Genomic DNA, 21,181 nt, shown 5'->3' on the forward strand with positions numbered 1-21,181 from the left:
TAAACACATTTAGTCATTTCGACGAAAGGAGAAATCACATCATCATTTTAGCGTCTATATGCGATTTCTCCTGTCGTCGAAATGACTTAGGAACGCAAAACATAAAGTGAGTTTAGTTAAACACGTTTGTGCAGCATATCAATAAATAATGATTGTTTGTATTTGAGTTTTTAGGTATAAATAGTTGTTGTTAGTCATGTCGAAGGAGGTACGACTGAGATATCACATTCCTTTTTTTGTGATGATAAGATTACTGTGATGCGATTTCTCCTGCCGTCGAAATGACTAAGGAACGCAAACATAAAGTGTGTTTAGTTAAACACGTTTGTGCAGTATATCAATAAATAATGATTGTTAGTATTTGAGTTTTTAGGTATAAATAGTTATTGTTAGTCATGTCGAAGGAGGTACGACTGAGATATCACATTCCTTTTTTCGTGATGATAAGATTACTGTGATGCGATTTCTCCTAGCGTGGAAATGACATAGGATTGACTTTTACTTCTAAAACAAAGGTAAACGCTCACACTGAGCAATTAAAAACAACTTACCACAAGCACGTGCATCAGACAAGGCGTCGTGATGTTTTAAAGCAATATTATGCACTTTACAACAGGCATCTAACTTAGCAGGCTTATAGCCTTTTTTGCGATAAATTTTAAGCGTACATTCCCAACGGTCTTCCATAACTAAATCTGTGTGCGGAATGTTATAATCTTTCATCGTTTTTAGTAAAACGGATCTGTCAAACGATTCGTTGTGAGCCACGGTAACAATACCAGAAATACGTTTTTTAATCTCAGGATATACAGCATTAAATTTAGGAGAAAACCGCGTGTCGTCTTCTGTAATACCATGCACTTGTTGGTTGTGCCAATTATAATCGTTGTTTGGTGGTTGTATTAAAGCATGAAACTCCTCAATAATAACTCCATCTTTAAACGTAACAATACCAACAGAACAAATGTTGTGTCCTTTTGCGGTTTCAAAGTCTATTGCAGCGAAAGTGGTTGCCATGGTTTGGTTTTGGGAGTAAAGTTACTGTTTTATGTTTGGAAATTGAATTAAAAATCCCTGCGCATGCTGGAATCTCATTAATATAAGTACTTAAGTTTCTTTATGTGATTTCTCCTTGCGTCGAAATGACTTTGGTAACGCCACTAGTTGCAAACTAGTGGTAGAGGTTAAGAAATAATGGGGTTTACTTTGTTATATTTTCATTGCTTCAATTTGCTTATTTAAAAATTCTTGAATCTCTTTTTTATGTCTAGAACTTAAAGGTCCACTAATTCTTCCGTTTTTTTCCATATCCGTTATTTCATCTTCCTTTTTTGGAAAAGGAAAGCGACCAGCCCAACTAGTATAATTTTGAAAATTGTTTAATAGTTCAATTTCTTTTTTAGATAGCTCTATTTTATAGTGATCAACTATTTCCATGTATCCATGACCATCAGTTTTTTTTGATTTCCATTTGTTCATGAATTCCTTGAAAGAAGTAATTTGCCCATTAAGAATATTGTCTTTTTCTTCAAATAATGCTCTAGCTTTTAATATTAATTCTAAACTTACTGCGTACATAAGCATACTTCCTCTAATTAATCCAAGAATGTGAATTCGTTCATTATCGTCTTTATTTTTTATAACTTCTTTTGCTTTTTCGAATGAATCGTCAGCAGCAAGTTTTAGACTTAAAGCATGTTCTTCATAAATGAGCCATGATAGTGAAGATCTTATGTTGGAATATTTTCTAATAATAACGATATTCTATTTTGAAATTGGGTTTTAATTCTTTAAATCGATTTATTTTCATAAATAAGCTAAAGTAGATTTTTTTATGGTATTATAAATAAGTTGATAAAAGTATATTAACAACAGTTCATCTTTTAAGTCTATTTAACAATCTCTTACTATGAGTTATACTTAACTTTAGAAGAGGCTTCATAAGACCGTTTCAAGCCTTACAATGATATCTAGTTTTTAATACTCCCAAATTTTAGTTGGTGTTTTCTTTTGCTTGTGAATATCATTGCCGCTTATTCTGTCCCAAAAACGTCCACCTACAATTTGTTCTACATCGTATGTGCAAACAAGATAGTCTTCAATATTACCACTTAATCGCTTGTTTTCCATTTCGAAAGTCCAAAGCGATAACCTGCCTTTAATATCTTCAGCAAGTACACTTTTTACAAAAGCATGCGGAACAGGAACGTCTATTCCGTATTTATCGGTAGGATTTCCTATGGTTTCAACCTTTTTCTGAAAATAGAATATGGGTGCGGTTAGTACATAGGTTTCTAAAATATCGTCTTTGTTGTTAAGGGTGCGTATGGCTTGTTCTAGTTTACGCCACATACGTCTGTTAAAATGGGGTTTTTGAGGCGACATATTAGATAACAAAAAGGTTTCGCTATTTTGAATTTCTTGTATGTCTTGGTTGGCACTTGCTACAAGATGCCCTCTGTCGAATCCGCTGCCTTTATAAGCGTTTAAACCTGCTCTAAACCTTTTTGGAAGTCTTATATCTGCACGGAAATTATTCATCCTGTCTGCATCTTGCAATATGTACTGATTTCTATTAATTATTTCGAGCGTCCATTTTGCTTGTCTAAAATACCATGAGTATCCTATGGTAAAATATCTACCAGTTAATATTTCATCGCAAACGGGAGCTCCATAGCGGAGTTCTGGTTGAATTTGAAAAGGATTATTCATTTTGGTTGGTTTTTAGGTTTAATAATGGATGGTGTTTGTATTATTTGTGAATTCGTTTTTAGAGTCTAACAATTTGATATTAAATTGATTAAAAAAAGTGTATCTGTCGATAGGCTAAGTTATATTTTTAATAAATGCCTGTCAATAAGTACTTGTACGTAATTTTAAGTAAGTTGTTTTTAGTCTATCCTGTAGAAAAAATGGGGTAGAAAACATGATATAATAATATGCTATTTTGAGATGTGCATATAATTTTTAAAACTAGTCATTTAACTTAGTTCTTTATGGCATTTTCTATTTGTCTTCTGTGTCTTAAAATATGAACTATGGCATGTTCCATTAATTGTTCAAAATCATAAGTGACGTTCCATCTGGTGTTAAACTTTAGTTTTTCGATGTCTTTATTTGTTTTATACCAAAGGCTTTCAAAAGATTGTTCGGTAAAATCTAACATCTTATCAATTTCTGTAATTCCTTTGTTTGGTGTTTCTACGTTTTCGCTGTATTCAAACCATGCTTTATTATTTGCTGCGTTTATATAATTGGCATAGGTGTAACCCGATTGAATAATGTGGGTGGTTATAGTTTGTACAGATTTGCAATCTGGATCTTTAGTGTCTTTATCTGTTATTTTTTCAAAAGATTCCTGAGAAAGAGTAGCTAAGATTTGTTTAAGTGCTATGGTAGCCCTTTTGTATTCGTCTAACAACGCTAATAACATGCCGTTTTTTGTCATATTTACTAGGTTTATTTTTTAAAAGGCTTCACAATTGATTTAGCAAAACTATCATGAATTGCTTGTCCTTTTTTATCTCCGTGAATGGTTAGTAAAGATAACCAACCTAATGCTGCTTTTAATATAAAACGTACAATAGCTATTGGAAAATTGATATTCTTAGTTTCATCTTTTTCTTTTTTAACCACAATGTCATTAAAAAAATGTCCAATGGTTGCTCCAAATATACTTACCAATATAGGTTCGTATAGTAAAAATAAAAATATAAAAACCGATATTCTAACCGTATTTGAAACTGTTTCGAATGCATTAAAAATTTCGGTTGCTGAATACATTAAAGTAATTAATACAATGGAATCAATAACAGCCGCTTTAACTCTGGTTGATAATCGTGCGTAATTGTTTCCCATGCTATTTTATTTAAGTTTTTTTTAAATCTTTTATACAGTAAAATATATTAAGTTAAGACTTATTACTTTCTAAATTATAAAGATCTTTTTCTGTAAAAGCTCTAAAAGCAAATTTATAACCTTCGTAAGCAGCTATAGCGTAAAAGAATAAATCCATAGGGCTAAAGGTTTCTACCATTAATGATGGTACTAAGCTGTAATCTATTAAGCCTAAAACTTCTATATAGCCTAAGCTTTCTTGGTTAGCGGCAAAACCAATCATGCTAAAAAAGTTTCCTAATAAGCAACTAAGTATAGCAATAACAGCACCTGTAATACCAAATATTTGATCGATACCTTTACCAATATAACGCATAGTTAAGCCAACACCTGCACCTATAGCAATGGCCATATAACCTATTTGATATTCTGTTGCAACAGTTATAGCTGCCCATAATAAACCACCTGCAATACCTACAATTAAGCCTGCTATGAGTGCTTTTGGGTAATCTTGCTCTGCTTTAAATTTATCGATGTCTCGTTCTGATAGGTTTTGTAAAACCTGCCCGTGTTCAACAACTTCGGTATCATCAATTTTTTCAATTACTTCGTTATCTAATTCAAACGATTTACATTCTGTATCAAAATTGGCAATTTCCCCTGTTTCACTACAAATGAGACCTATTTTCATATCTAGTTCTCTTTTAGTACATTTTTTACAAAATTTTAAATGTGCTTCTCTGTTCATGTGCTGCTAAGTTGAAGGTTTTTAAAAAAAAAGTCTCCTTCAAACATAAGTAAAAACTTTTGAATACGTAGGAAAAAATCGATGTTAATTAAAGTTGTTCTGTAATTTAAAGTGATAATAAATTATTAGCAATATTATCTCGTAGTTCTGGTTTAGCATAAACTTCTTCCGCGTAAGCGTTCCAATCAGCAACTACTTGATTTATTTCTGTAATGATATTGTCTGCCTTTTTAATGTTCATGCTTTTGGCTACGGTTAATAAATCATGGCGTGTAAAATCCTTCCGTTTTCCATTGATACTTAAGGCATGCTGACTTACCCAAACGCTACCAGGTCTGTAAGCGTAGCAAATATCGTAAGCGGGGGCTAGCTCCCATGGTTGCCCTTGTTTTAGTCTGAAAGCGAAATTTTTGGTGTGGTCGTCACAATTTTTTGCAATAACGTTAAATGCCATTCTGCGAAACATTTGTTCTGCCTGTGGATAAGGCAAGCGAAGTATACGCATGGTTTGAAAGAGTTGCTCGTAACTAAAACTTTGCATCTCGTTAAAATCGAAATGTTGCATGGCGCAAAAGGTTTGTATGTGGTGTTTAATGTTGCCACCTTCTCTATCAAAACGTTTGGTCATAAAGTGAGCGCGTCCGTTTTCTTCTAATAGAATAGATTCCATCATGTCAATACCGCAGTCTCTTGCCATATTGTAATAGGCCATTTCAATTCTGCCGTAGCCTTTGCTTTCTCCAAATTGTGCTTCGCTAACACCATCTAATTTTATAAGATATTGCTCGAAACCTTTTGGCGATTTGGTTTGTCCGGAGCGTATTTGTCCAGTTTTTTTATTGTAAGCTATAATCGCTTTTGGTCGCGCACCACCTGCAGATGTTCCTATTTTTAGTATGTCGAGCATGGCTTGTTGCTCGTCTTGGTTTAAATTGGTTTCAAAATCCTCTCGCTTATTTAGCATGCGTTGTGCAATATCAACCAAACTGTGTATTTCTACTTCAAAAGTGCGTTTGTTAGGCTTTAGTTGCGTGGGTTCAAATTCTAAAGCTCCCATACCTCTGGTACCTATAAAGCATAATTGCTCAATAGGGTTCATGCTGTTTTCTGCACGTCCTTGTTGCGCTAACCAGCTATTTATAAGTTGATTTCCGTATTTGTCTGGTAATACATCGGCTAATAAACCTGGTAAGCCTTTAAATGTGTCGTAATCGCCATTTCTTAGCATGCGCAATTCAGGAAAAGAAAATATTTGTGTTCCAGATTGAACAGGGATTTTAATAGGTGCTAAATCGATACCTGTGGCTTTAAATTTAGGATCGTATTCAAAACTAGCAATTCCTGTGGCATCATCCCAAGAAACGGCACCAACTATTTGATCCCATATTTTAACAAAAGCTGTGTTTGTACTTACCATTCCGATTCAGTTTCATTGTTATTATTACTGTTTCTAGCACGTTGGCGTTTTTGTTTTTCTAGTTTAGCTAACTCTAACGGACTTATTTGAGTCTCTATTTTAAATGAATTAAAAACATGAAGCAAATCGAGTGCGCGAAGTATTTGTACAAGAGATGTTAATGAAATAGCTTCTCCGTTTTCTATTTGACTAATGGTCCAGCGATTAACACCTGCGTGTTCTGCTGTTTGTGCCTGGGTTTTATTTTGATTTAAGCGTTGCTGCTTAATATAGCTACCTATGGTCTCAATGATAGATTTATCGCTCATTGAAGTCCAGTTAATGTTAGTATTTGCCATAATTAATATATTTAAATACCATTAATGTTAGTATTTACTAATGCAAGTTACTAAAAATATTTGAGATAGGCGTGTAGAATGATGTTGATTGTTGGTAAAAGCCATCAATAATAATTGTTTCAAATGTTAATGTTGGTTTTTACTTTCTTTAAAACAGGTGGTAGGAGGTGTTATTTGTCTTTTTTGTAAAGCGGAATGCGATACGAAATGGTATAGCTGTAACCAACGCCTATACCGCCACTATCAAAAGTTTTGTTGAATCCAGGAATGTATACGTTTTGGAAGTTATCTGGTTCAGTTTCACTAGCTAAAACTTTAAGTTGCACATTAAGACCTATAAATAAATTATTAAATAATTCGGCTTTCATACCTAACATAAGTTCTACCCAAACAGCTGTTAAATCTTTAAACTCTATTAAATCGGGTGAAGAAAATTGTGGCTCCCAGTATTGGTTAGTATTATATATATTGTAGCTATTAAGATTTTGACTAAAAGTACTTGCTCCAACACGAAATCCTGCAAATATCATATTATCCATATCTAACCAGTTTTGATACATGTTGTAGTCAATACCTGCTTTAATATAGCTTCCTTTACTAGTAATATCAAGGTAGTCAGTACTCGTGTTTTTCTCTTCAGTGCCAATTTCTCCAGCAATATATAGCCGTTTTTTTAATCTGTAATCTGCTGTAACTTCAAACCCTGTATAGTCATCATCAAGAAATGTACGTGCAAGTTTGCTGATATCTGCGCCTACCCGAAGACCATATTTTTCTTTAATCTTTATAGAATCGGTTACAGTACTAGTAATAATATCATTTTGTGCGTTTACAGGAGCACAAATGAAAAGTATTAGTATGATGTTACTAATAAAATATAATAAAATGTGCTTCTTCTTCATTTTCTACAGGTTGATTATCGTTTGTGGGTTGACTTGACTGTATCCAGTTATCGGAATCTGGCTCAATATTAAAAGTTACATTTTTAAAAATGGTTTTGTAGCCACAAGCACGAGATACATATACATCTTCTCTTGTGTAATTTATGGTTATAATATCTGGATTGCCCTCTGCAAAATCGTCGTTAGGATCATTAGGTGTTCCATTATTATTTACTTCATAGTTATTGTGTAGTATGTATTGTGTTGTATCTTCATTAGTGTTTAATGGTAATACAATAGTGCTTGTTGCAGTATAAATACCTAAGGCATCGTCATTACCAACTCCAATAATAAGCAGATTAGTAGCGTTTTTTTTGTTTTCTATATTTTCTGAATTATAAACATCAACAATTAAATTTGGAGTTGTTGGTGTATTTTCAGGACATATATCATCACGTTCGCAACTTATGTAGGTTATTGTTGCAATTAGAATGATAACAAGTAGGCTTATTTTTTTCATTAATAATTTTATCGTTTTTCCAAAAGTACAACATTTTCTACATGGAATGTTTGTGGAAACATATCAACAGCTTGGGTTTTTGTTACTTTATACTGCGCATCCATTAAGGCTAAATCTCTGGCTTGCGTAGCGCTATTACAGCTTACGTAAACTACTTTTTTAGGTGCTATATTTAATATTTGTTGTACGACATCTTTGTGCATACCATCACGTGGCGGATCGGTAATAATAACATCTGGTTCGCCATGTGTGTTTATAAAATCAGCATTAAATACATTTTTCATATCGCCAACAAAGAATTCAACGTTATTAATGTTATTTAATTGTGCATTTTCTTTGGCAGCTATAATAGCATCTGGTACTGCTTCCACACCAATTACTTTATTAGCTTGTTTTGCAACAAATTGAGCAATAGTACCGGTACCTGTATATAAGTCGTAAACTAATTCGTTTCCATTTAAACCAGCAAAGTCTCGTGTTATTTTATATAACTCAAAAGCTTGATCGGAATTTGTTTGATAAAACGATTTGGCGTTAATTTTAAATTTTAAGCCTTCCATGTCTTCAAATATGTGGTCATTTCCTTTATAACAAATAACATCTTGATCGTAAATGGTATCGTTTGCTTTTTCGTTAATAACGTATTGTAAGGATGTTATTTCTGGAAACGTTTCAGCAATAAAATCTAATAATAATTCACGTTTCGTTTTATCTTCTTGAAACATCTGAAGCATCACCATAATATCACCAGTACTTGATGTACGAATCATCATGGTACGTAATAAACCGGTTTGATTACGCGTATTGAAAAATTCTATGTCATTTTCAATAGCAAATTTTTTAACCGCATTTCTTATGGCGTTTGAAGGATCTGCTTGTAAATGGCATTTGTTTATGTCTAAAATTTTATCCCACATACCCGGAATATGAAAACCTAAAGCATTTCTATCTCCTAGATCTTCATCAGATTGAATTTCTTCTAATGTTAACCAACGGCTATCGCTAAAAGAGAATTCCATTTTATTTCTGTAGAAATATTGATTAGCAGAGCCTAATATAGGTGTTACTTCAGGAAGTTCTATATGCCCAATACGGATTAAGTTATTGGTAACTTCTTTTTGCTTGTAAAATAACTGGTGTTCGTATGCCATATCTTGCCATTTACAACCACCACAAACTCCAAAATGCTCGCAAGCAGGTTGGGTTCTTTTATCAGAAAGTTTATGAAAAATCGTTGCTTTTCCTTCGTAATAAGCTTTTCGCTTTTTAAAAGTCTGTACATCAACAATATCACCAGGTACGGCATTTGGTAAAAAAATCACTTTTCCGTCAGGTGCTTTGGCTATGGTTTTTCCTTTTGCGCCAGCATCAATGACTTCTACGTTTTCAAAAACTTGTTTTCTTGTTTTTCTTCTAGACATGCTGCAAAAATAGTGAACTCATTTGTACTTTTTTGATTGAAGCGAAAAATAGTTATTTTCTTTTTATATTTTGTTTTTTTCGAGCTGCATAGCCTCGTTACGGAGCAATAGAGAAAGATGAAATTTGGGAAGAAAAGTACATTTTACAGCCAATTATAAAAAGTGTAAATGAGTTTATGAATAACCACAAATAAATATTACTTTATTTCCATTAACTTTAAAGGAATTTCAATTTAATCTAAAATAAAATGAACCTTTTTAGAATCTTACGGTCTTTAAAGTATAAAACGAAAGTTTTACAATGAATAAAAAAGAAGAACTAATAGATAGTAAGTTGATACTTGAATACCAGTCTGGAAATGGTAAAGCTTTGGCTCTATTAGTTAAACGCTGGCATAAGTCATTCTGCAACAAGGCTTTTTGGGTAGTTAAAGATGCTGATTTAGCAAAAGATATAGCACAGGATAGTTGGAATGTTGTAATTGATAAAATAGATAGGTTAAAGAATCCTAATAGTTTTGGTAGTTGGGCATTACGTATTGTTTATAACAAATCTCTAGATGTTATAAATGCAAATAAAAGGAATAATAAAGCTCTTGAAGATTATAAATATGAACAGAATGAACTCGTTATAGAAGACGAAAACGATACTGAAAACTTGAAAAACACACTTTTAAAATCAATAAAAGAATTACCACAACATCAACAGGTTGTAATTAGGTTGTTTTATCTACAAGACTATTCATTAAAAGAGATAAGTGATATTTTGAATATATCAGTTGGTACAGCAAAATCGAGATTATTTCATGCTAGAGAAAAATTAAAACAAACATTAAAAAATAAAAATTATGAAAACTAATAATGAAGACATCGACAAATTAATTAAAGAAACCTTAACAGAAGAAGAAGCTAAATTCTATGACGAGTTGGATGAGCAAAACCTATTTCAAATGTTAGCAGGTATTTTTAAAGGTAAAAACACATGGTTAGCTATAATTATGAATATTATGAACATAATTATTTTTGGATTACTTATTTATTGTATTATTCAAACTATGGATGTCGAAAAAACTAACGATTTAATTTTATGGGTAGGTGCGGTGATATTATGTTTTTTGACCATGAGTATGATTAAAATATATATGTGGATGCAAATACATAAGAATGCTGTTATTCGTGAGATTAAGCGATTAGAATTACAAGTATCATCACTCTCAGGAAGAATGTCTGAATAACATTTTTTGAAGCAATTAATATTTAGTAATTTGCGAGTCCTAGGGATGATTTCTCTCCCACGCTGCTTTTTCGAATCTTCGGAAGAATAAAGGTACAGAAGGAATGGTTATTTATTAATTTAACACAAATTAAAATGGCTGTTTTAAAAAAATTAGGTTCTCAGCAATTAATTGAATTAGAAAACAAGTATGGAGCTCACAACTATCACCCACTTCCTGTGGTTTTAAACAGGGGAGAAGGTGTGTATGTTTGGGATATAGATGGCAAACAGTATTACGATTTCCTTTCGGCATATTCCGCAGTAAATCAAGGGCATTGTCACCCAAAAATAGTTAATGCTATGGCGCAACAGGCGCAAACTTTAACGTTAACCTCTAGAGCATTTCATAACGATGTGCTTGGTAGATACGAAAAATTTGCTTGCGATTTTTTTGGGTTTGATAAGCTATTACCAATGAATACGGGAGCAGAGGCAGTTGAAACCGCTTTAAAGCTTTGTAGAAAATGGGCTTATGAAGTAAAGGGTATTGATGAAAATAAAGCTGAAATTATTGTTTGCGAAAATAATTTTCACGGACGTACAACAACTATTATTTCTTTTAGTAATGATCCTGTTGCACGTGAAAATTTCGGACCGTTTACAAACGGGTTTATTAAAATTGAATATGATAATTTAGAAGCTTTAGAAGCTACTTTAAAAAATAATCCGAATGTAGCAGGTTTTTTAGTGGAGCCAATACAAGGAGAAGCAGGTGTTTATGTGCCAAGCGATAATTATTTAGCAAAAGCAAAAGCACTTTGCGAACAGTATAATGTATTGTTTATTGCAGATGAAGTTCAAACAGGTATTGCTAGAACTGGACGTTTATTGGCTACTTGTGGTAATTGTAATTGTGAAAACAAAAATTGCTCAAATACACCAGATGTAAAACCGGATGTTTTAATACTTGGTAAAGCCATAAGTGGCGGTGTGTATCCTGTGTCTGCTGTTTTAGCAAACAATAGCATTATGGGTGTTATTAAACCAGGAAATCATGGTAGCACTTTTGGGGGCAATCCTGTAGCTGCTACAGTAGCTATTGCTGCTTTAGAAGTTGTAAGAGATGAGAAACTTGCAGAAAATGCAGAAACATTAGGGCAATTGTTTAGAAGTGAATTAAATAAATATATTGAAACGAGTAGCATTGCTAAATTGGTTAGAGGTAAAGGTTTGCTTAATGCGATTGTTATTAATGATGATGAAGAAAGTGATACAGCTTGGAATATCTGTTTAGCATTACGCGATAATGGTTTGTTAGCAAAACCAACTCATGGTAATATTATACGTTTTGCGCCACCTTTGGTTATGACTAAAGAACAATTATTAGATTGTGTTAGCATTATTATAAAAACATTGAAGCAATTTGAAAGCTAAAAATGGATATTTGATAGATAAAAATTAATTTTATATGGAAGGAAAGTCGGTTTTTGAAAGTTTTGAATTAGAAGTAAATGATGAAATTAAAGGGTTTTTAAAAGAAATAGCAAAATGGGCTTATTTTTTATCTATTCTTGGTTTTGTGGGTATAGCATTTATGATTATTGGAGGTGTTGGTGTTAGTCTCTATACAGGTTTAAATCAATTTGGAGGAAATACAGCTTATGGGTTGGGGTATTCCGCTGGAATAGGTCTAGTGTATGTTATTTTAGCTTTGATTTATTTTTTCCCAGTTATATATTTGTTTAAATTTTCTGTTAAAATGAAAAAGGCTTTAAAATCTATTAATAATGAAGACTTTAAAAATGCTTTTTTAAATTTAAAATCACATTATAAGTTTATGGGGATTTTTACCATAGTAATAATATCTATCTATTTTTTTATATTAGTAGGAGCTATTGCTGGCAATGCATTATTTTAATTTAATACCTACTAGTAGTAGAAAATAAAAAAGAGGCTATTTTAAAAATTAAGATAGCCTCTTTTTATATATTTAATAATTTACTGGTTTTGTTGTGCTTCTTCAATTGCTTGTTCAATAACACTTTGAAATTCTTCCCAATCGCCAGTAGCTAAAACATAAATAATTCTTAGTAATACAAGAACACTAATAACAGCTGATATCAAGGCGACTATTTTTGCTGTTTTCATTGCTTGAATGTCTCCTTCATAGTCATCAGGGTTTAATTGAGCATCTTTAACTTTATTATGTGCAATTATATATGCTGGAACAGATAGTATGGCTCCACCTAGGCAGCAGCAAATAAAACCTAAAATAGATAAGACGTATACAATAGTTGGGTTAAGTTGTTTTTTCATGGTTGTATATTTAATTAATTTTTTTCAATATAAAACTAACTATTATGGTAGCAATAGAAATAATTGCTAATGAACTTATAATTTTATTTGAAAATTTAAATTTATAAAATAGATTAATAATTATTATTAAAAACAAAGGGATTAGTGTGTAAATAGCAGGGTACATATAAAATGCCTCAACAAACTCTCCTTTAAAAACCAAAAGTGCTGATCGTTGTATACCACACCCCAAGCATTCTATTCCAAAAAGCTTCTTATTTAAGCATGGTAGCATGTATTCTTCTGGAGATTGCAAAAGTAATTGATGTTTGTTTTAGCAAATTTAAAAAAATAAACATAAGCTAAAACCTACTATTGATTTTTATTTTGAATCATGTTCATCTTTCTTTATTGTTAATTTGATTTGGTTTTTTTAGTGTAATTTAGCCGTCTTAATTTTTAAGAATAACAAATGAAATATTTAAACTACTTACTAATCATTATTGGAGGATTTGTAGCAATGTATGCTAAGACTGGTTTAGAGCAAAACCAATACATTTTAATAGGAGGTATTGTTTTACTTATGATTGGAGTTTATAGAATATCAAAAACGATTCCTAGTAAAAATACTGATGAAGATAATTTTGATGAGGAAACAAATAATTAGTTATGACTTTTAAAATAGGCGATCATGTAATGGTTTTAGACGAAAACATGTCTGGTGTTGTTAAAGGCATTGTTGGAACTTCAATTTCTATAGAAACTGAGGATGGTTTTTTGTTAGACTTCAAAAGTGAAGAGCTTATAAAAAATGCTTCTAAAAGTATGTTAAACAAAGCTAGGATACCAAATTCTGTTATTTCAGAAAAAGAACTGCCAGCAAGGAAACAACAAAAGCGTGTAAAAGCTAAAGACAGATATGAACCAACTATGGAAGTGGATTTGCATATTAATCAGTTAGTAAAATCGTCACGAAGTATGTCTAATCATGATATGTTAACCCTTCAATTAGATACAGCTAGACATAAACTAGATTGGGCTATATCAAAGCGTATTCAAAAAATTGTTTTTATTCACGGAGTAGGTGAAGGGGTTCTAAAAATAGAATTAGAATATTTATTTGGACGCTATAGCAACGTAAAATTCTATGATGCTAATTACCAAAAATATGGTTTAGGAGCTACCGAAGTTTATATTTATCAAAACTCTAATTAGAAGTCTATTTAGTTATAGTTCTTGTGTAAATACCAAAATCAAGTTCATCACTTTGTATTGTCCCTAAATCAAAATCTAATAATTTTATAGAAACAGTTATAGTTCTTTTATAAGAGTTAGTAAGTAATGCGCCAGAAGAGAACGAATCTTTAGCGTTTTCTTCCAGATATCTTGGAATTTGTCTTTCTACTATAGTTTCATCAGTATCATTAAGAAGGTTAGAGTCGCTATTTTCATCTTCATTTATGGTTAGTACACCATCACCATCATCATCATTATCTAAATAATTAGGAATACCATCTTCATCTGTATCTAAAGCATCGCTAATGTTTCCATCACCATCTATATCTGGTTTTTCTAATGATGTTTTTACATTGTCATTATCATCATCTTCATCAATATAGTCAGGAATTCCATCTTCGTCTGTGTCTTGAGCATCTGTAAAATTACCATCACCATTAGGGTCTTGGTTTTCTAGTTCATTAGAAATACCATCACCATCATCATCAGTAAAAGTTGATAAAAAACTTACTTTGGCACCAGAAGCAGCGCTAAAATCACTTAGGATATTAGTGGCAGAACCAGGGATGTCTTGGCAAATTAAATCGCTAGGGTCACCATCATAAGTTCTGTAATTAAAAACAATACTGGTGCCGTTAATAGTTAAAGTTCTTTCTGTATTAGCTTCTGTTGGGTTAAATATGGCTTCATTGGTTGTTGAATACGGAAATAAAAGAATCAATGATTCATATGGATCTTTACGAACATCAGACAAAACATAATTGTCTCCAGTAACAAATTTGTCAATATTTGCTTCACGACATAGCTCTAGAGTTTTGTCAAAATCAAATTCAACTGTAATAATATCGCCATCATCACAGGTGTATAAAGTTAGTAAACTTAAAGGAAGAAGAATATAAAATAACTTACGCATTTGTATTTGGGTTTTAGGCAAAAATAAAGGAATTGTTATTTATAACGTAGGATATTAATAATAATTTTATTTCAAGTATTTTTGTGGTTTAAAAGAAATAGATGAATCCAATATATTTTGATAATGCTGCTACCACTCAAATACGAGATGAGGTGATTAATGCGATGACGAAAGTTATGAGAAGTAATTACGGAAACGCTTCGTCTTCACATAGTTTTGGTAGGTCATCAAAAGTTTTAATTGAGAAATCAAGAAAGATTATTGCGAGTAGTTTAAATGTTTCTGCAGGTGAAATTGTGTTTACAGCAGGTGGTACAGAAGCTGATAATTTAATATTAAATAGTGCTGTTAGAGATTTAAATATTAAACACATTATAACTTCAAAAATTGAACATCATGCTGTTTTACACACTGTAGAGCAATTGCAAAAAGAATATGGAATTACTGTTAGTTATGTAAATATAGAAAAGAATGGAGATGTAGATTTTTTGCATTTAGAAACTTTATTGCAAGCTGAAGAGAAAACACTAGTTAGCTTGATGCATATAAATAATGAAATAGGTAATATACTAGACATAAAACGTGTTGCCGATTTATGTAAAGCGAATGATGCTTTGTATCATACTGATGCTGTGCAATCTGTAGGGCATTATAAAATAGATTTGCAAGATATTCAAGTTGATTTTTTAGCGGCTGCTGCACATAAATTTCATGGGCCAAAAGGTGTTGGGTTTGCTTTTGTTAGAAAAAATACTGGTTTAAAACCCCTTGTTTTTGGAGGCGATCAGGAGCGTGGACTTCGAGCAGGGACCGAAAGTGTACATAATATTGTGGGACTTGAAACGGCTTTAAAAATGGCTAATGATAATTTTGAAACAGAAGCTGCATACGTTAAAGAACTAAAACAATATTTTATAGATTCTGTTACTAAGTATATTCCTGAAGTAACTTTTAATGGACAGTCACATAATTTAGAAAAGAGTAGTTATGCCTTGGTAAATGTATGTTTGCCTGTGCCTCCTGAAAAATCGGCGATGTTATTATTTCAGTTAGATTTAAAAGGAATTGCTTGTTCAAAAGGAAGTGCTTGCCAAAGTGGAAGCTCTCAAAACTCTCATGTTTTGACTGAAATTTTAACAGATGAAGACTTGCTTAAACCTTCTTTTCGTTTTTCTTTTAGTATTTATAATACTAAAGAAGAAGTAGATTACGTTGTTGATGTTTTGAAGGAGTTTATTTAGTAATGTAATTAAAACTTCATAGTAGTTCTTACGTTAAAAACCCGCGGTGTTAAGTAATTAGGAATGGCGTATTGACGCTTGCTATACACATCTCTTACCCATGTATTTGTAATAGAGTTTTGTGCATCAAACATGTTGAATATCTCAAAACCAAATGACAAGGCTTTAAAAGGTTTTTTCCAACCGCTTTTAAATTGTTTTTTGTCATCTACAATTACAAACTGTAACCCTAAATCGGCTCTTTTATAATCTGGGAGTCTGTTTTGATAATCGTAAGGATCTACATAACTAGGAGAGCCTCCAGGTAAACCTGTGTTATAAACCAAATTTAAATACATTTTCATATTTGGTACATTTGGCACATAATCTTGAAATAAGGCGGCAAATTTTAAACGTTGATCTGTTGGTCGTGCAATATAACCTCTATTATCAATGTTTTCTTCGTTTTTTAAGTATCCAAAACTAAACCATGATTCTGTGCCTGGAACAAATTCACCATTCAATCTCATATCTAAGCCATAGGCACGTGCTTTTGCGTTGTTATTAGCACTGTATCTAATTCGTACATTTTCAAGTGTATATGGGTTTACATCGGTTAGTCCTTTATAATAAAGCTCAGTTGTTAGTTTAAAAGGTCTATCCCACATTTTAAAACTATAATCGTTTCCTAATACTATATGAAATGATTTTTGTGCTTTTACATTGGGTTGTACAACGCCATTAGCATCACGTAATTCTCTATAAAAAGGAGGTTGGTAATATAAACCAGTTGAAATTCTAAATAACATGTCTTTTTCCCAATAAGGTTTTATTGTGAATTGTGCACGCGGACTAAAAACGGTTTGGTTTGATGACGCAATCTCATCGCCACTAACCGACCAGTTATGAACTCTAACACCTGCGTTATACCAAACATCACTGGTTCCTATTGTTGAGCGCTTACTCCATTGCGCATAAGCTTGTATTCTATTTATTTGTGTATTGTTTGTAGTGCGAACATTGTTAAACGCTTCTAATGGGCCGCTAAAAGGTATATAAGGTTGTTCATTTCTTAAAACTGTTTTTGGAGGCCTTATTGAAAATCCCGCCGAATCAATTTGTTCCCATTCAACTAAGCGATCGCGTATATCTTCATTAGTGTATTTAAGAGACCATTCAATACGATTTTTATCAATCTTTAAATGGCCTTTATGTTCAATGTTAGTTATAAGCGCGTCTAAGTCATTGCGACCATGATTTAATTGGCTTCCAATACCTTCACTAAATTCAACTTCCCCTAAGTCTTCTTCACCAATATTGGTGTTTACTTCTCCAAGTCTGTATTGTGCTAAAATATCAAAATACTCTTCTTCTGTTGTGTGATAAGTTGATGTGATTAAATCAAGAGATAAATTCTCATTAGCAAAATAAGTACCTTTAAAAGCACCAAAAAGCGTTTGGTATTGATCTTTTTCTTGACCTTCGTAGAATATGAGTAATGCTATTGGTTCTGCCAGAGTTCCGAAATTAGTTTGTCTTGTTTGTGGTTGGTAGTTGTATTTATTTAAAGATGCATTTCCTAAAAAACTTAAATGAAATTTATTAGAAAATTTATAAGTAAAATACCCTTGAATATCTGCAAATGAAGGGTTGAAATTGGTCTCCGTTTCTTTGGCGTTAACTAGTAAGCTATTATCGCGATAGCGAGCACCTACGATTGCTGAAAATTTTGAATCTTCACTTATGTTTTCAACAGAAAGACTACCTCCCAATAAGCTTAAATCGGCATTAACTTCAAATTGATAAGGTGTTTTATATGTAATGTCTAAAACTGAAGATAATTTGTCTCCATATTTAGCTTGAAATCCTCCTGCTGAAAAATCGACATTTTGTACCAAATCAGTGTTTACAAAACTTAATCCTTCTTGCTGTCCAGAACGTACTAAAAAAGGGCGGTATACTTCTATATCGTTAACGTATACGAGGTTTTCATCATAGTTTCCACCTCGAACATTATATTGTGTGCTTAATTCATTATTATTACTAACACCAGGAAGTGATAATAGAAGATTTTCTACACCTGCATTTGCTCCTGGTATTTTACGTATAGTTTCAGGTTTAATTGTAATAATACCTTCAACGTCTTTTCTTCTTTTTCCCGAAATTATAACTGTGTTTATTTGTTCAACAGAGGTGCTCATAACTGGGTTAAACTCTATTGTTTCTCCATTTTTTAAACGAAAAGGACTAATAATTTTTTTAAATGCTATATGTGTAAATTCAACAGTTATATCTTGATTAGCAGGAATGTCAATGGTATAAAAACCATTAATATTGGTTACTGTTCCATCTGTTCCAGTTTTGATACTTACATTAGAAATGGGGAAATTATCGACATCTAAAATAACACCTTGAATAGTGCCTGTTTGCGCATAACCAATATAAAATATTGATAAAAATAATATAGCGAAGAGTGAGAATTTTGCTTTCAATTGGTTTGTTGGTTTATTTTCTGTAAAATAACGCTTCAAAAGTAGAATTATTTCCAACATTATCAGTTAGAATTACTTTTAAATTATTTTTGGTATCGGTTATAACGTTATCATTAAAATCGTGAGTGAGTGTTTTTGTTTTATAATCGTACTCCATTAAGATCCATTTTCCATTAACAGTTGCTCTGTAATTAGAGATGCCTGAGCCTGTATCGTTAATTTTAATTTTTAAATAACGATACTTACTAAGCCATTGGCCGTTTTTAAAATTAATAGGAGTAATAGTAGGTTTTATAGTGTCTCTAGCAAGTGTGTATGTGCCAAGTATTTTTGTGTTAGTAGTTAAGAGGTTTTCTTTTCTTTTAGTAGTAGAATAAGTTGGGTACTTTTTGTAACCTACCAAACGCGCAATGTATAGTTTTTGTTTGTCTTCTTCATTGTATTTGCTAATGTCAAAAGTTATATTGAAACTTTTTTTTGCAGCAATCGTGTTTTTGTGAAGCGTTAGGGTGTCGTTTTTTACATCAAAATCTAAATAGAAATCATCATAAAATGTGTCTTTGTAAAAATCAACAGCAATATTTTCTTCTTTTAAATTAACTGCTTGATCGGTTTTAATAAAATAAGGTGTTATTTTTTTTGCTGTAGTTTCTGTAATACTGTTTTTTGAGCCTTTAATATTTATGGTTACCCATGATGCATTATTTTTATAATCGGCTACTTTAATTTTATAAACCGAATAGGTGCTGTCTTCAATATTTAAGACTCCATTATTTATAACAGGTTTTAGTAAACTTAAAGGATTGTTTTTTTTGAATAATTTTTGAATGCGACGTTTTTTAGTTGTGTAAATTTCATAATCAATTAATTGATTAAGATGTCTCGTTTCAGCAAAAGAGAATTTTTTAAAGTCAATTTCAAAATTTCTATTACCGTTTACAAAGGTTTGAATATTGTAAACACCATTTGAATTTGCAGCTAAATTTTGTCTGTCAATTGTTTCAATACCAAAGCCAATGTTTCCATAAGCTTCTATGTTTTTTATTACATAATCGCCATTTTGTAATGGGATTAAGTTTAGCTTTTGTTTGGTGTTCGATTTGTTTATAAACGCATTATCGTCAAGAGGGTAGGCGTAAATTGATTTAATTACAGGAGCAATATCATCTTTTATATCAATTCCAAAAAGCATTGGGTTCATAGGTCGTTCAGCCTTATCTCTAATTTCAAAATGCAAATGAGGACCACCAGACCCACCCGAATTTCCACTATAAGCAACTAAACTGTCTTTTGATACGGGTAAGGTTTCTGCAGAAGGAAATAATTCTATTTGATAAGATTCCTTTTCATATTGATGCTTCTTAATATAAGCTTCAATTTCTGGTGCAAATTTTTGTAAATGACCATAAACACTCGTATAGCCATTTGGGTGTGTTATGTATAAAGCTTTTCCGTATCCATAATGAGACACTTTTATGCGGCTAACATAACCGTTTGCAATAGCTTTTACTTTTAAACCAACACGTTGCTGTGTTTTTATATCTAATCCAGAATGAAAATGGTTAGAACGTAACTCTGCAAAAGTACCAGAAAGTATGAGAGGTATTTCTAAAGGGTTGCTAAAATAATCTTGTGGATAATTGTTTTGAGCACTAGAAAGGGCTGTGAAAATTAAAAAAATAAAAAGACTGAATCGCATAGGTAAGTATTGGTGCTAAAATATTAATTAGATATGAGAACGCAAAGAATAAAACAAAAATGAAGCCATTGTATTGAGTATGAGTAATAATACTCTAATTTGAAATTTTATGAAAAAACAATTGTAATTTATCATTAGGTATGTTAACTTTGTGATATAAGTATTGAAATTTGTAAATGAGTAATATTGAAGATATTGTAGATTCTTTAGAAAACAAAATTAGCAAAGTATTACAGAAACTAGAGCTTTTAAAGCAAGCTAATTTAAAATTAACTGAAGAATTAGAAGTTTCAAAAAAAGAAATTTATAACCAAAAATTGCATATAGCAACTTGGGAAGAAAAGTATGAAGCTCTTAAAATCGCAAATTCAATACTAGGTAGTGACGATAATAAAAGAGATACTAAGCTTAAAATAAACGCATTAATTAGAGATATAGATCATTGTATTGGTCAACTTTCTGAATAAGGCAACATAAATTCAATGTCAGAAAAGCTTAAAATAAAGTTGTCAATAGGTAATAGGGTATATCCTTTAACTATTGAAGCGAGTCAAGAGGAAGGACTTCGTAAAGCGGCTAAAAACATTGAAGCTATGATAAAACAATTTGAGCAAAGTTATTCTGTTCGAGATAAACAAGATGTTTTAGCCATGTGTGCTTTACAATTTGCATCTCAAGTAGAACAGAAGTCTATAGATAAAGCAAATGTAAATGAACATGTTGAAGAAAAGCTCAATGCTTTAAATGATTTGTTGCATTCTTATTTAGTCTCTTAAAACGTTCTTTAAATAAACTAAAAGTTACTGCCTACATTGGTTATTTTTTTTGATAAACTCAACGTTAATTCTTTAAAAAGGGTGAGTTTAAGTTGTAAAAGCACGCTGCCTTGAGCAGATCCTTGATCAGCTTGTTAGCCCTAAACTTGTTTTTAAGGAGTTTATACAAAAC

Annotated in this window: 25 protein-coding genes and 1 other RNA gene; 10 read left to right on the forward strand and 16 right to left on the reverse strand. The window is 31.8% G+C overall.

The window, feature by feature from the left end; translation table 11 throughout:
• Positions 1-504: 504 nt before the first annotated feature.
• From ACH5TW_RS01635 to rlmD, 11 genes are all read right to left on the reverse strand, one after another.
• Complete coding sequence (locus ACH5TW_RS01635) at positions 505-1,017, reverse strand: 3'-5' exonuclease (protein WP_439334734.1); 513 nt, start codon at positions 1,015-1,017, stop codon at positions 505-507.
• A 192-nt stretch (positions 1,018-1,209) separates the two neighbouring features.
• A complete protein-coding gene (locus tag ACH5TW_RS01640; RefSeq protein ID WP_439334735.1) occupies positions 1,210-1,584 on the reverse strand; it encodes a hypothetical protein in 375 nt (124 codons plus the stop codon).
• Between the two features lie 393 nt (positions 1,585-1,977).
• Positions 1,978-2,712 (reverse strand): DNA/RNA non-specific endonuclease, encoded by a 735-nt coding sequence (locus tag ACH5TW_RS01645; RefSeq protein ID WP_439334736.1) that lies wholly within the window; start codon positions 2,710-2,712, stop codon positions 1,978-1,980.
• Positions 2,713-2,986: 274 nt separating this feature from the next.
• On the reverse strand, positions 2,987-3,448 hold the full coding sequence (locus ACH5TW_RS01650) for a DinB family protein (protein WP_439334737.1): 462 nt from the start codon (positions 3,446-3,448) through the stop codon (positions 2,987-2,989).
• 11 nt (positions 3,449-3,459) lie between these two features.
• Entirely contained in the window at positions 3,460-3,858 is a 399-nt protein-coding gene (locus ACH5TW_RS01655; RefSeq protein ID WP_439334738.1) for an RDD family protein, read from the reverse strand.
• A gap of 52 nt (positions 3,859-3,910) precedes the next feature.
• Positions 3,911-4,585: a hypothetical protein gene (locus tag ACH5TW_RS01660; protein ID WP_439334739.1), complete on the reverse strand. Its 675-nt coding sequence runs from the start codon at positions 4,583-4,585 to the stop codon at positions 3,911-3,913.
• 106 nt (positions 4,586-4,691) lie between these two features.
• Positions 4,692-6,002, reverse strand: a complete 1,311-nt coding sequence (locus ACH5TW_RS01665; protein ID WP_439334740.1) for a type II toxin-antitoxin system HipA family toxin — start codon at positions 6,000-6,002, stop codon at positions 4,692-4,694.
• Positions 5,996-6,340: a helix-turn-helix domain-containing protein gene (locus ACH5TW_RS01670; RefSeq protein WP_439334741.1), complete on the reverse strand. Its 345-nt coding sequence runs from the start codon at positions 6,338-6,340 to the stop codon at positions 5,996-5,998. The genes ACH5TW_RS01665 and ACH5TW_RS01670 overlap by 7 nt, the downstream gene beginning before the upstream one ends.
• 170 nt (positions 6,341-6,510) lie before the next feature.
• The gene (locus ACH5TW_RS01675) at positions 6,511-7,242 is read right to left on the reverse strand and encodes a DUF6048 family protein (RefSeq protein WP_439334742.1); all 732 of its coding nucleotides are present in this window, start codon (positions 7,240-7,242) and stop codon (positions 6,511-6,513) included.
• On the reverse strand, positions 7,208-7,741 hold the full coding sequence (locus ACH5TW_RS01680; RefSeq protein ID WP_439334743.1) for a DUF6452 family protein: 534 nt from the start codon (positions 7,739-7,741) through the stop codon (positions 7,208-7,210). Before ACH5TW_RS01680 ends, ACH5TW_RS01675 begins: the two co-directional genes overlap by 35 nt.
• A gap of 8 nt (positions 7,742-7,749) precedes the next feature.
• The gene (gene rlmD, locus ACH5TW_RS01685; RefSeq protein ID WP_439334744.1) at positions 7,750-9,162 is read right to left on the reverse strand and encodes a 23S rRNA (uracil(1939)-C(5))-methyltransferase RlmD; all 1,413 of its coding nucleotides are present in this window, start codon (positions 9,160-9,162) and stop codon (positions 7,750-7,752) included.
• A gap of 301 nt (positions 9,163-9,463) precedes the next feature.
• Between rlmD and ACH5TW_RS01690 the strand changes: the two genes are divergently transcribed.
• From ACH5TW_RS01690 to ACH5TW_RS01705, 4 genes are all read left to right on the forward strand, one after another.
• Positions 9,464-10,021, forward strand: coding sequence for an RNA polymerase sigma factor (locus ACH5TW_RS01690; RefSeq protein ID WP_439334745.1), 558 nt, complete (start codon positions 9,464-9,466; stop codon positions 10,019-10,021).
• Positions 10,011-10,397 carry a DUF6768 family protein gene (locus ACH5TW_RS01695; RefSeq protein WP_439334746.1) on the forward strand — a complete coding sequence of 129 codons (387 nt, stop codon included), beginning with the start codon at positions 10,011-10,013 and terminating at the stop codon, positions 10,395-10,397. The genes ACH5TW_RS01690 and ACH5TW_RS01695 overlap by 11 nt, the downstream gene beginning before the upstream one ends.
• 134 nt (positions 10,398-10,531) lie before the next feature.
• The gene (gene rocD / locus ACH5TW_RS01700) at positions 10,532-11,812 is read left to right on the forward strand and encodes an ornithine--oxo-acid transaminase (protein ID WP_439334747.1); all 1,281 of its coding nucleotides are present in this window, start codon (positions 10,532-10,534) and stop codon (positions 11,810-11,812) included.
• A 34-nt stretch (positions 11,813-11,846) separates the two neighbouring features.
• Entirely contained in the window at positions 11,847-12,296 is a 450-nt protein-coding gene (locus ACH5TW_RS01705) for a hypothetical protein (protein WP_439334748.1), read from the forward strand.
• Positions 12,297-12,376: 80 nt separating this feature from the next.
• On the opposite strand, the gene ACH5TW_RS01710 is transcribed toward ACH5TW_RS01705, so the two are convergent.
• A complete protein-coding gene (locus tag ACH5TW_RS01710; RefSeq protein ID WP_439334749.1) occupies positions 12,377-12,694 on the reverse strand; it encodes a CCC motif membrane protein in 318 nt (105 codons plus the stop codon).
• Between the two features lie 10 nt (positions 12,695-12,704).
• A complete protein-coding gene (locus ACH5TW_RS01715; RefSeq protein ID WP_439334805.1) occupies positions 12,705-12,968 on the reverse strand; it encodes a DUF2752 domain-containing protein in 264 nt (87 codons plus the stop codon).
• A 177-nt stretch (positions 12,969-13,145) separates the two neighbouring features.
• On the opposite strand from ACH5TW_RS01715, the gene ACH5TW_RS01720 reads away from it, so the two are divergent.
• Entirely contained in the window at positions 13,146-13,340 is a 195-nt protein-coding gene (locus ACH5TW_RS01720) for a hypothetical protein (protein ID WP_439334750.1), read from the forward strand.
• Between the two features lie 2 nt (positions 13,341-13,342).
• Positions 13,343-13,888 carry a DUF8465 domain-containing protein gene (locus tag ACH5TW_RS01725; protein WP_439334751.1) on the forward strand — a complete coding sequence of 182 codons (546 nt, stop codon included), beginning with the start codon at positions 13,343-13,345 and terminating at the stop codon, positions 13,886-13,888.
• A 4-nt stretch (positions 13,889-13,892) separates the two neighbouring features.
• Here ACH5TW_RS01725 and ACH5TW_RS01730 read toward each other — a convergent pair whose 3' ends face one another.
• Positions 13,893-14,822 carry a hypothetical protein gene (locus tag ACH5TW_RS01730; protein ID WP_439334752.1) on the reverse strand — a complete coding sequence of 310 codons (930 nt, stop codon included), beginning with the start codon at positions 14,820-14,822 and terminating at the stop codon, positions 13,893-13,895.
• Between the two features lie 101 nt (positions 14,823-14,923).
• Here ACH5TW_RS01730 and ACH5TW_RS01735 point away from each other — a divergent pair, with 101 nt between their 5' ends.
• Positions 14,924-16,063: a cysteine desulfurase family protein gene (locus ACH5TW_RS01735; RefSeq protein ID WP_439334753.1), complete on the forward strand. Its 1,140-nt coding sequence runs from the start codon at positions 14,924-14,926 to the stop codon at positions 16,061-16,063.
• An 8-nt stretch (positions 16,064-16,071) separates the two neighbouring features.
• Here ACH5TW_RS01735 and ACH5TW_RS01740 read toward each other — a convergent pair whose 3' ends face one another.
• Both ACH5TW_RS01740 and ACH5TW_RS01745 read right to left on the reverse strand, forming a co-directional pair.
• Positions 16,072-18,594, reverse strand: coding sequence for a TonB-dependent receptor (locus ACH5TW_RS01740; protein WP_439334754.1), 2,523 nt, complete (start codon positions 18,592-18,594; stop codon positions 16,072-16,074).
• Positions 18,548-20,233: a M23 family metallopeptidase gene (locus ACH5TW_RS01745; RefSeq protein ID WP_439334755.1), complete on the reverse strand. Its 1,686-nt coding sequence runs from the start codon at positions 20,231-20,233 to the stop codon at positions 18,548-18,550. The genes ACH5TW_RS01740 and ACH5TW_RS01745 overlap by 47 nt, the downstream gene beginning before the upstream one ends.
• A 176-nt stretch (positions 20,234-20,409) precedes the next feature.
• On the opposite strand from ACH5TW_RS01745, the gene ACH5TW_RS01750 reads away from it, so the two are divergent.
• The 3 genes from ACH5TW_RS01750 to ssrS all read left to right on the forward strand — a co-directional run bounded on the left by ACH5TW_RS01750 (position 20,410) and on the right by ssrS (position 21,172).
• On the forward strand, positions 20,410-20,700 hold the full coding sequence (locus ACH5TW_RS01750; RefSeq protein ID WP_439334756.1) for a coiled-coil domain-containing protein: 291 nt from the start codon (positions 20,410-20,412) through the stop codon (positions 20,698-20,700).
• A 15-nt stretch (positions 20,701-20,715) separates the two neighbouring features.
• Positions 20,716-21,009 carry a cell division protein ZapA gene (locus ACH5TW_RS01755; protein ID WP_439334757.1) on the forward strand — a complete coding sequence of 98 codons (294 nt, stop codon included), beginning with the start codon at positions 20,716-20,718 and terminating at the stop codon, positions 21,007-21,009.
• 56 nt (positions 21,010-21,065) lie between these two features.
• Positions 21,066-21,172, forward strand: a non-coding RNA gene (ssrS, locus tag ACH5TW_RS01760) — 6S RNA.
• The last annotated feature ends 9 nt before the right edge of the window (positions 21,173-21,181 follow it).

Source organism: Thalassobellus sediminis (assembly GCF_044386045.1).
Taxonomy (GTDB): domain Bacteria; phylum Bacteroidota; class Bacteroidia; order Flavobacteriales; family Flavobacteriaceae; genus Thalassobellus; species Thalassobellus sediminis.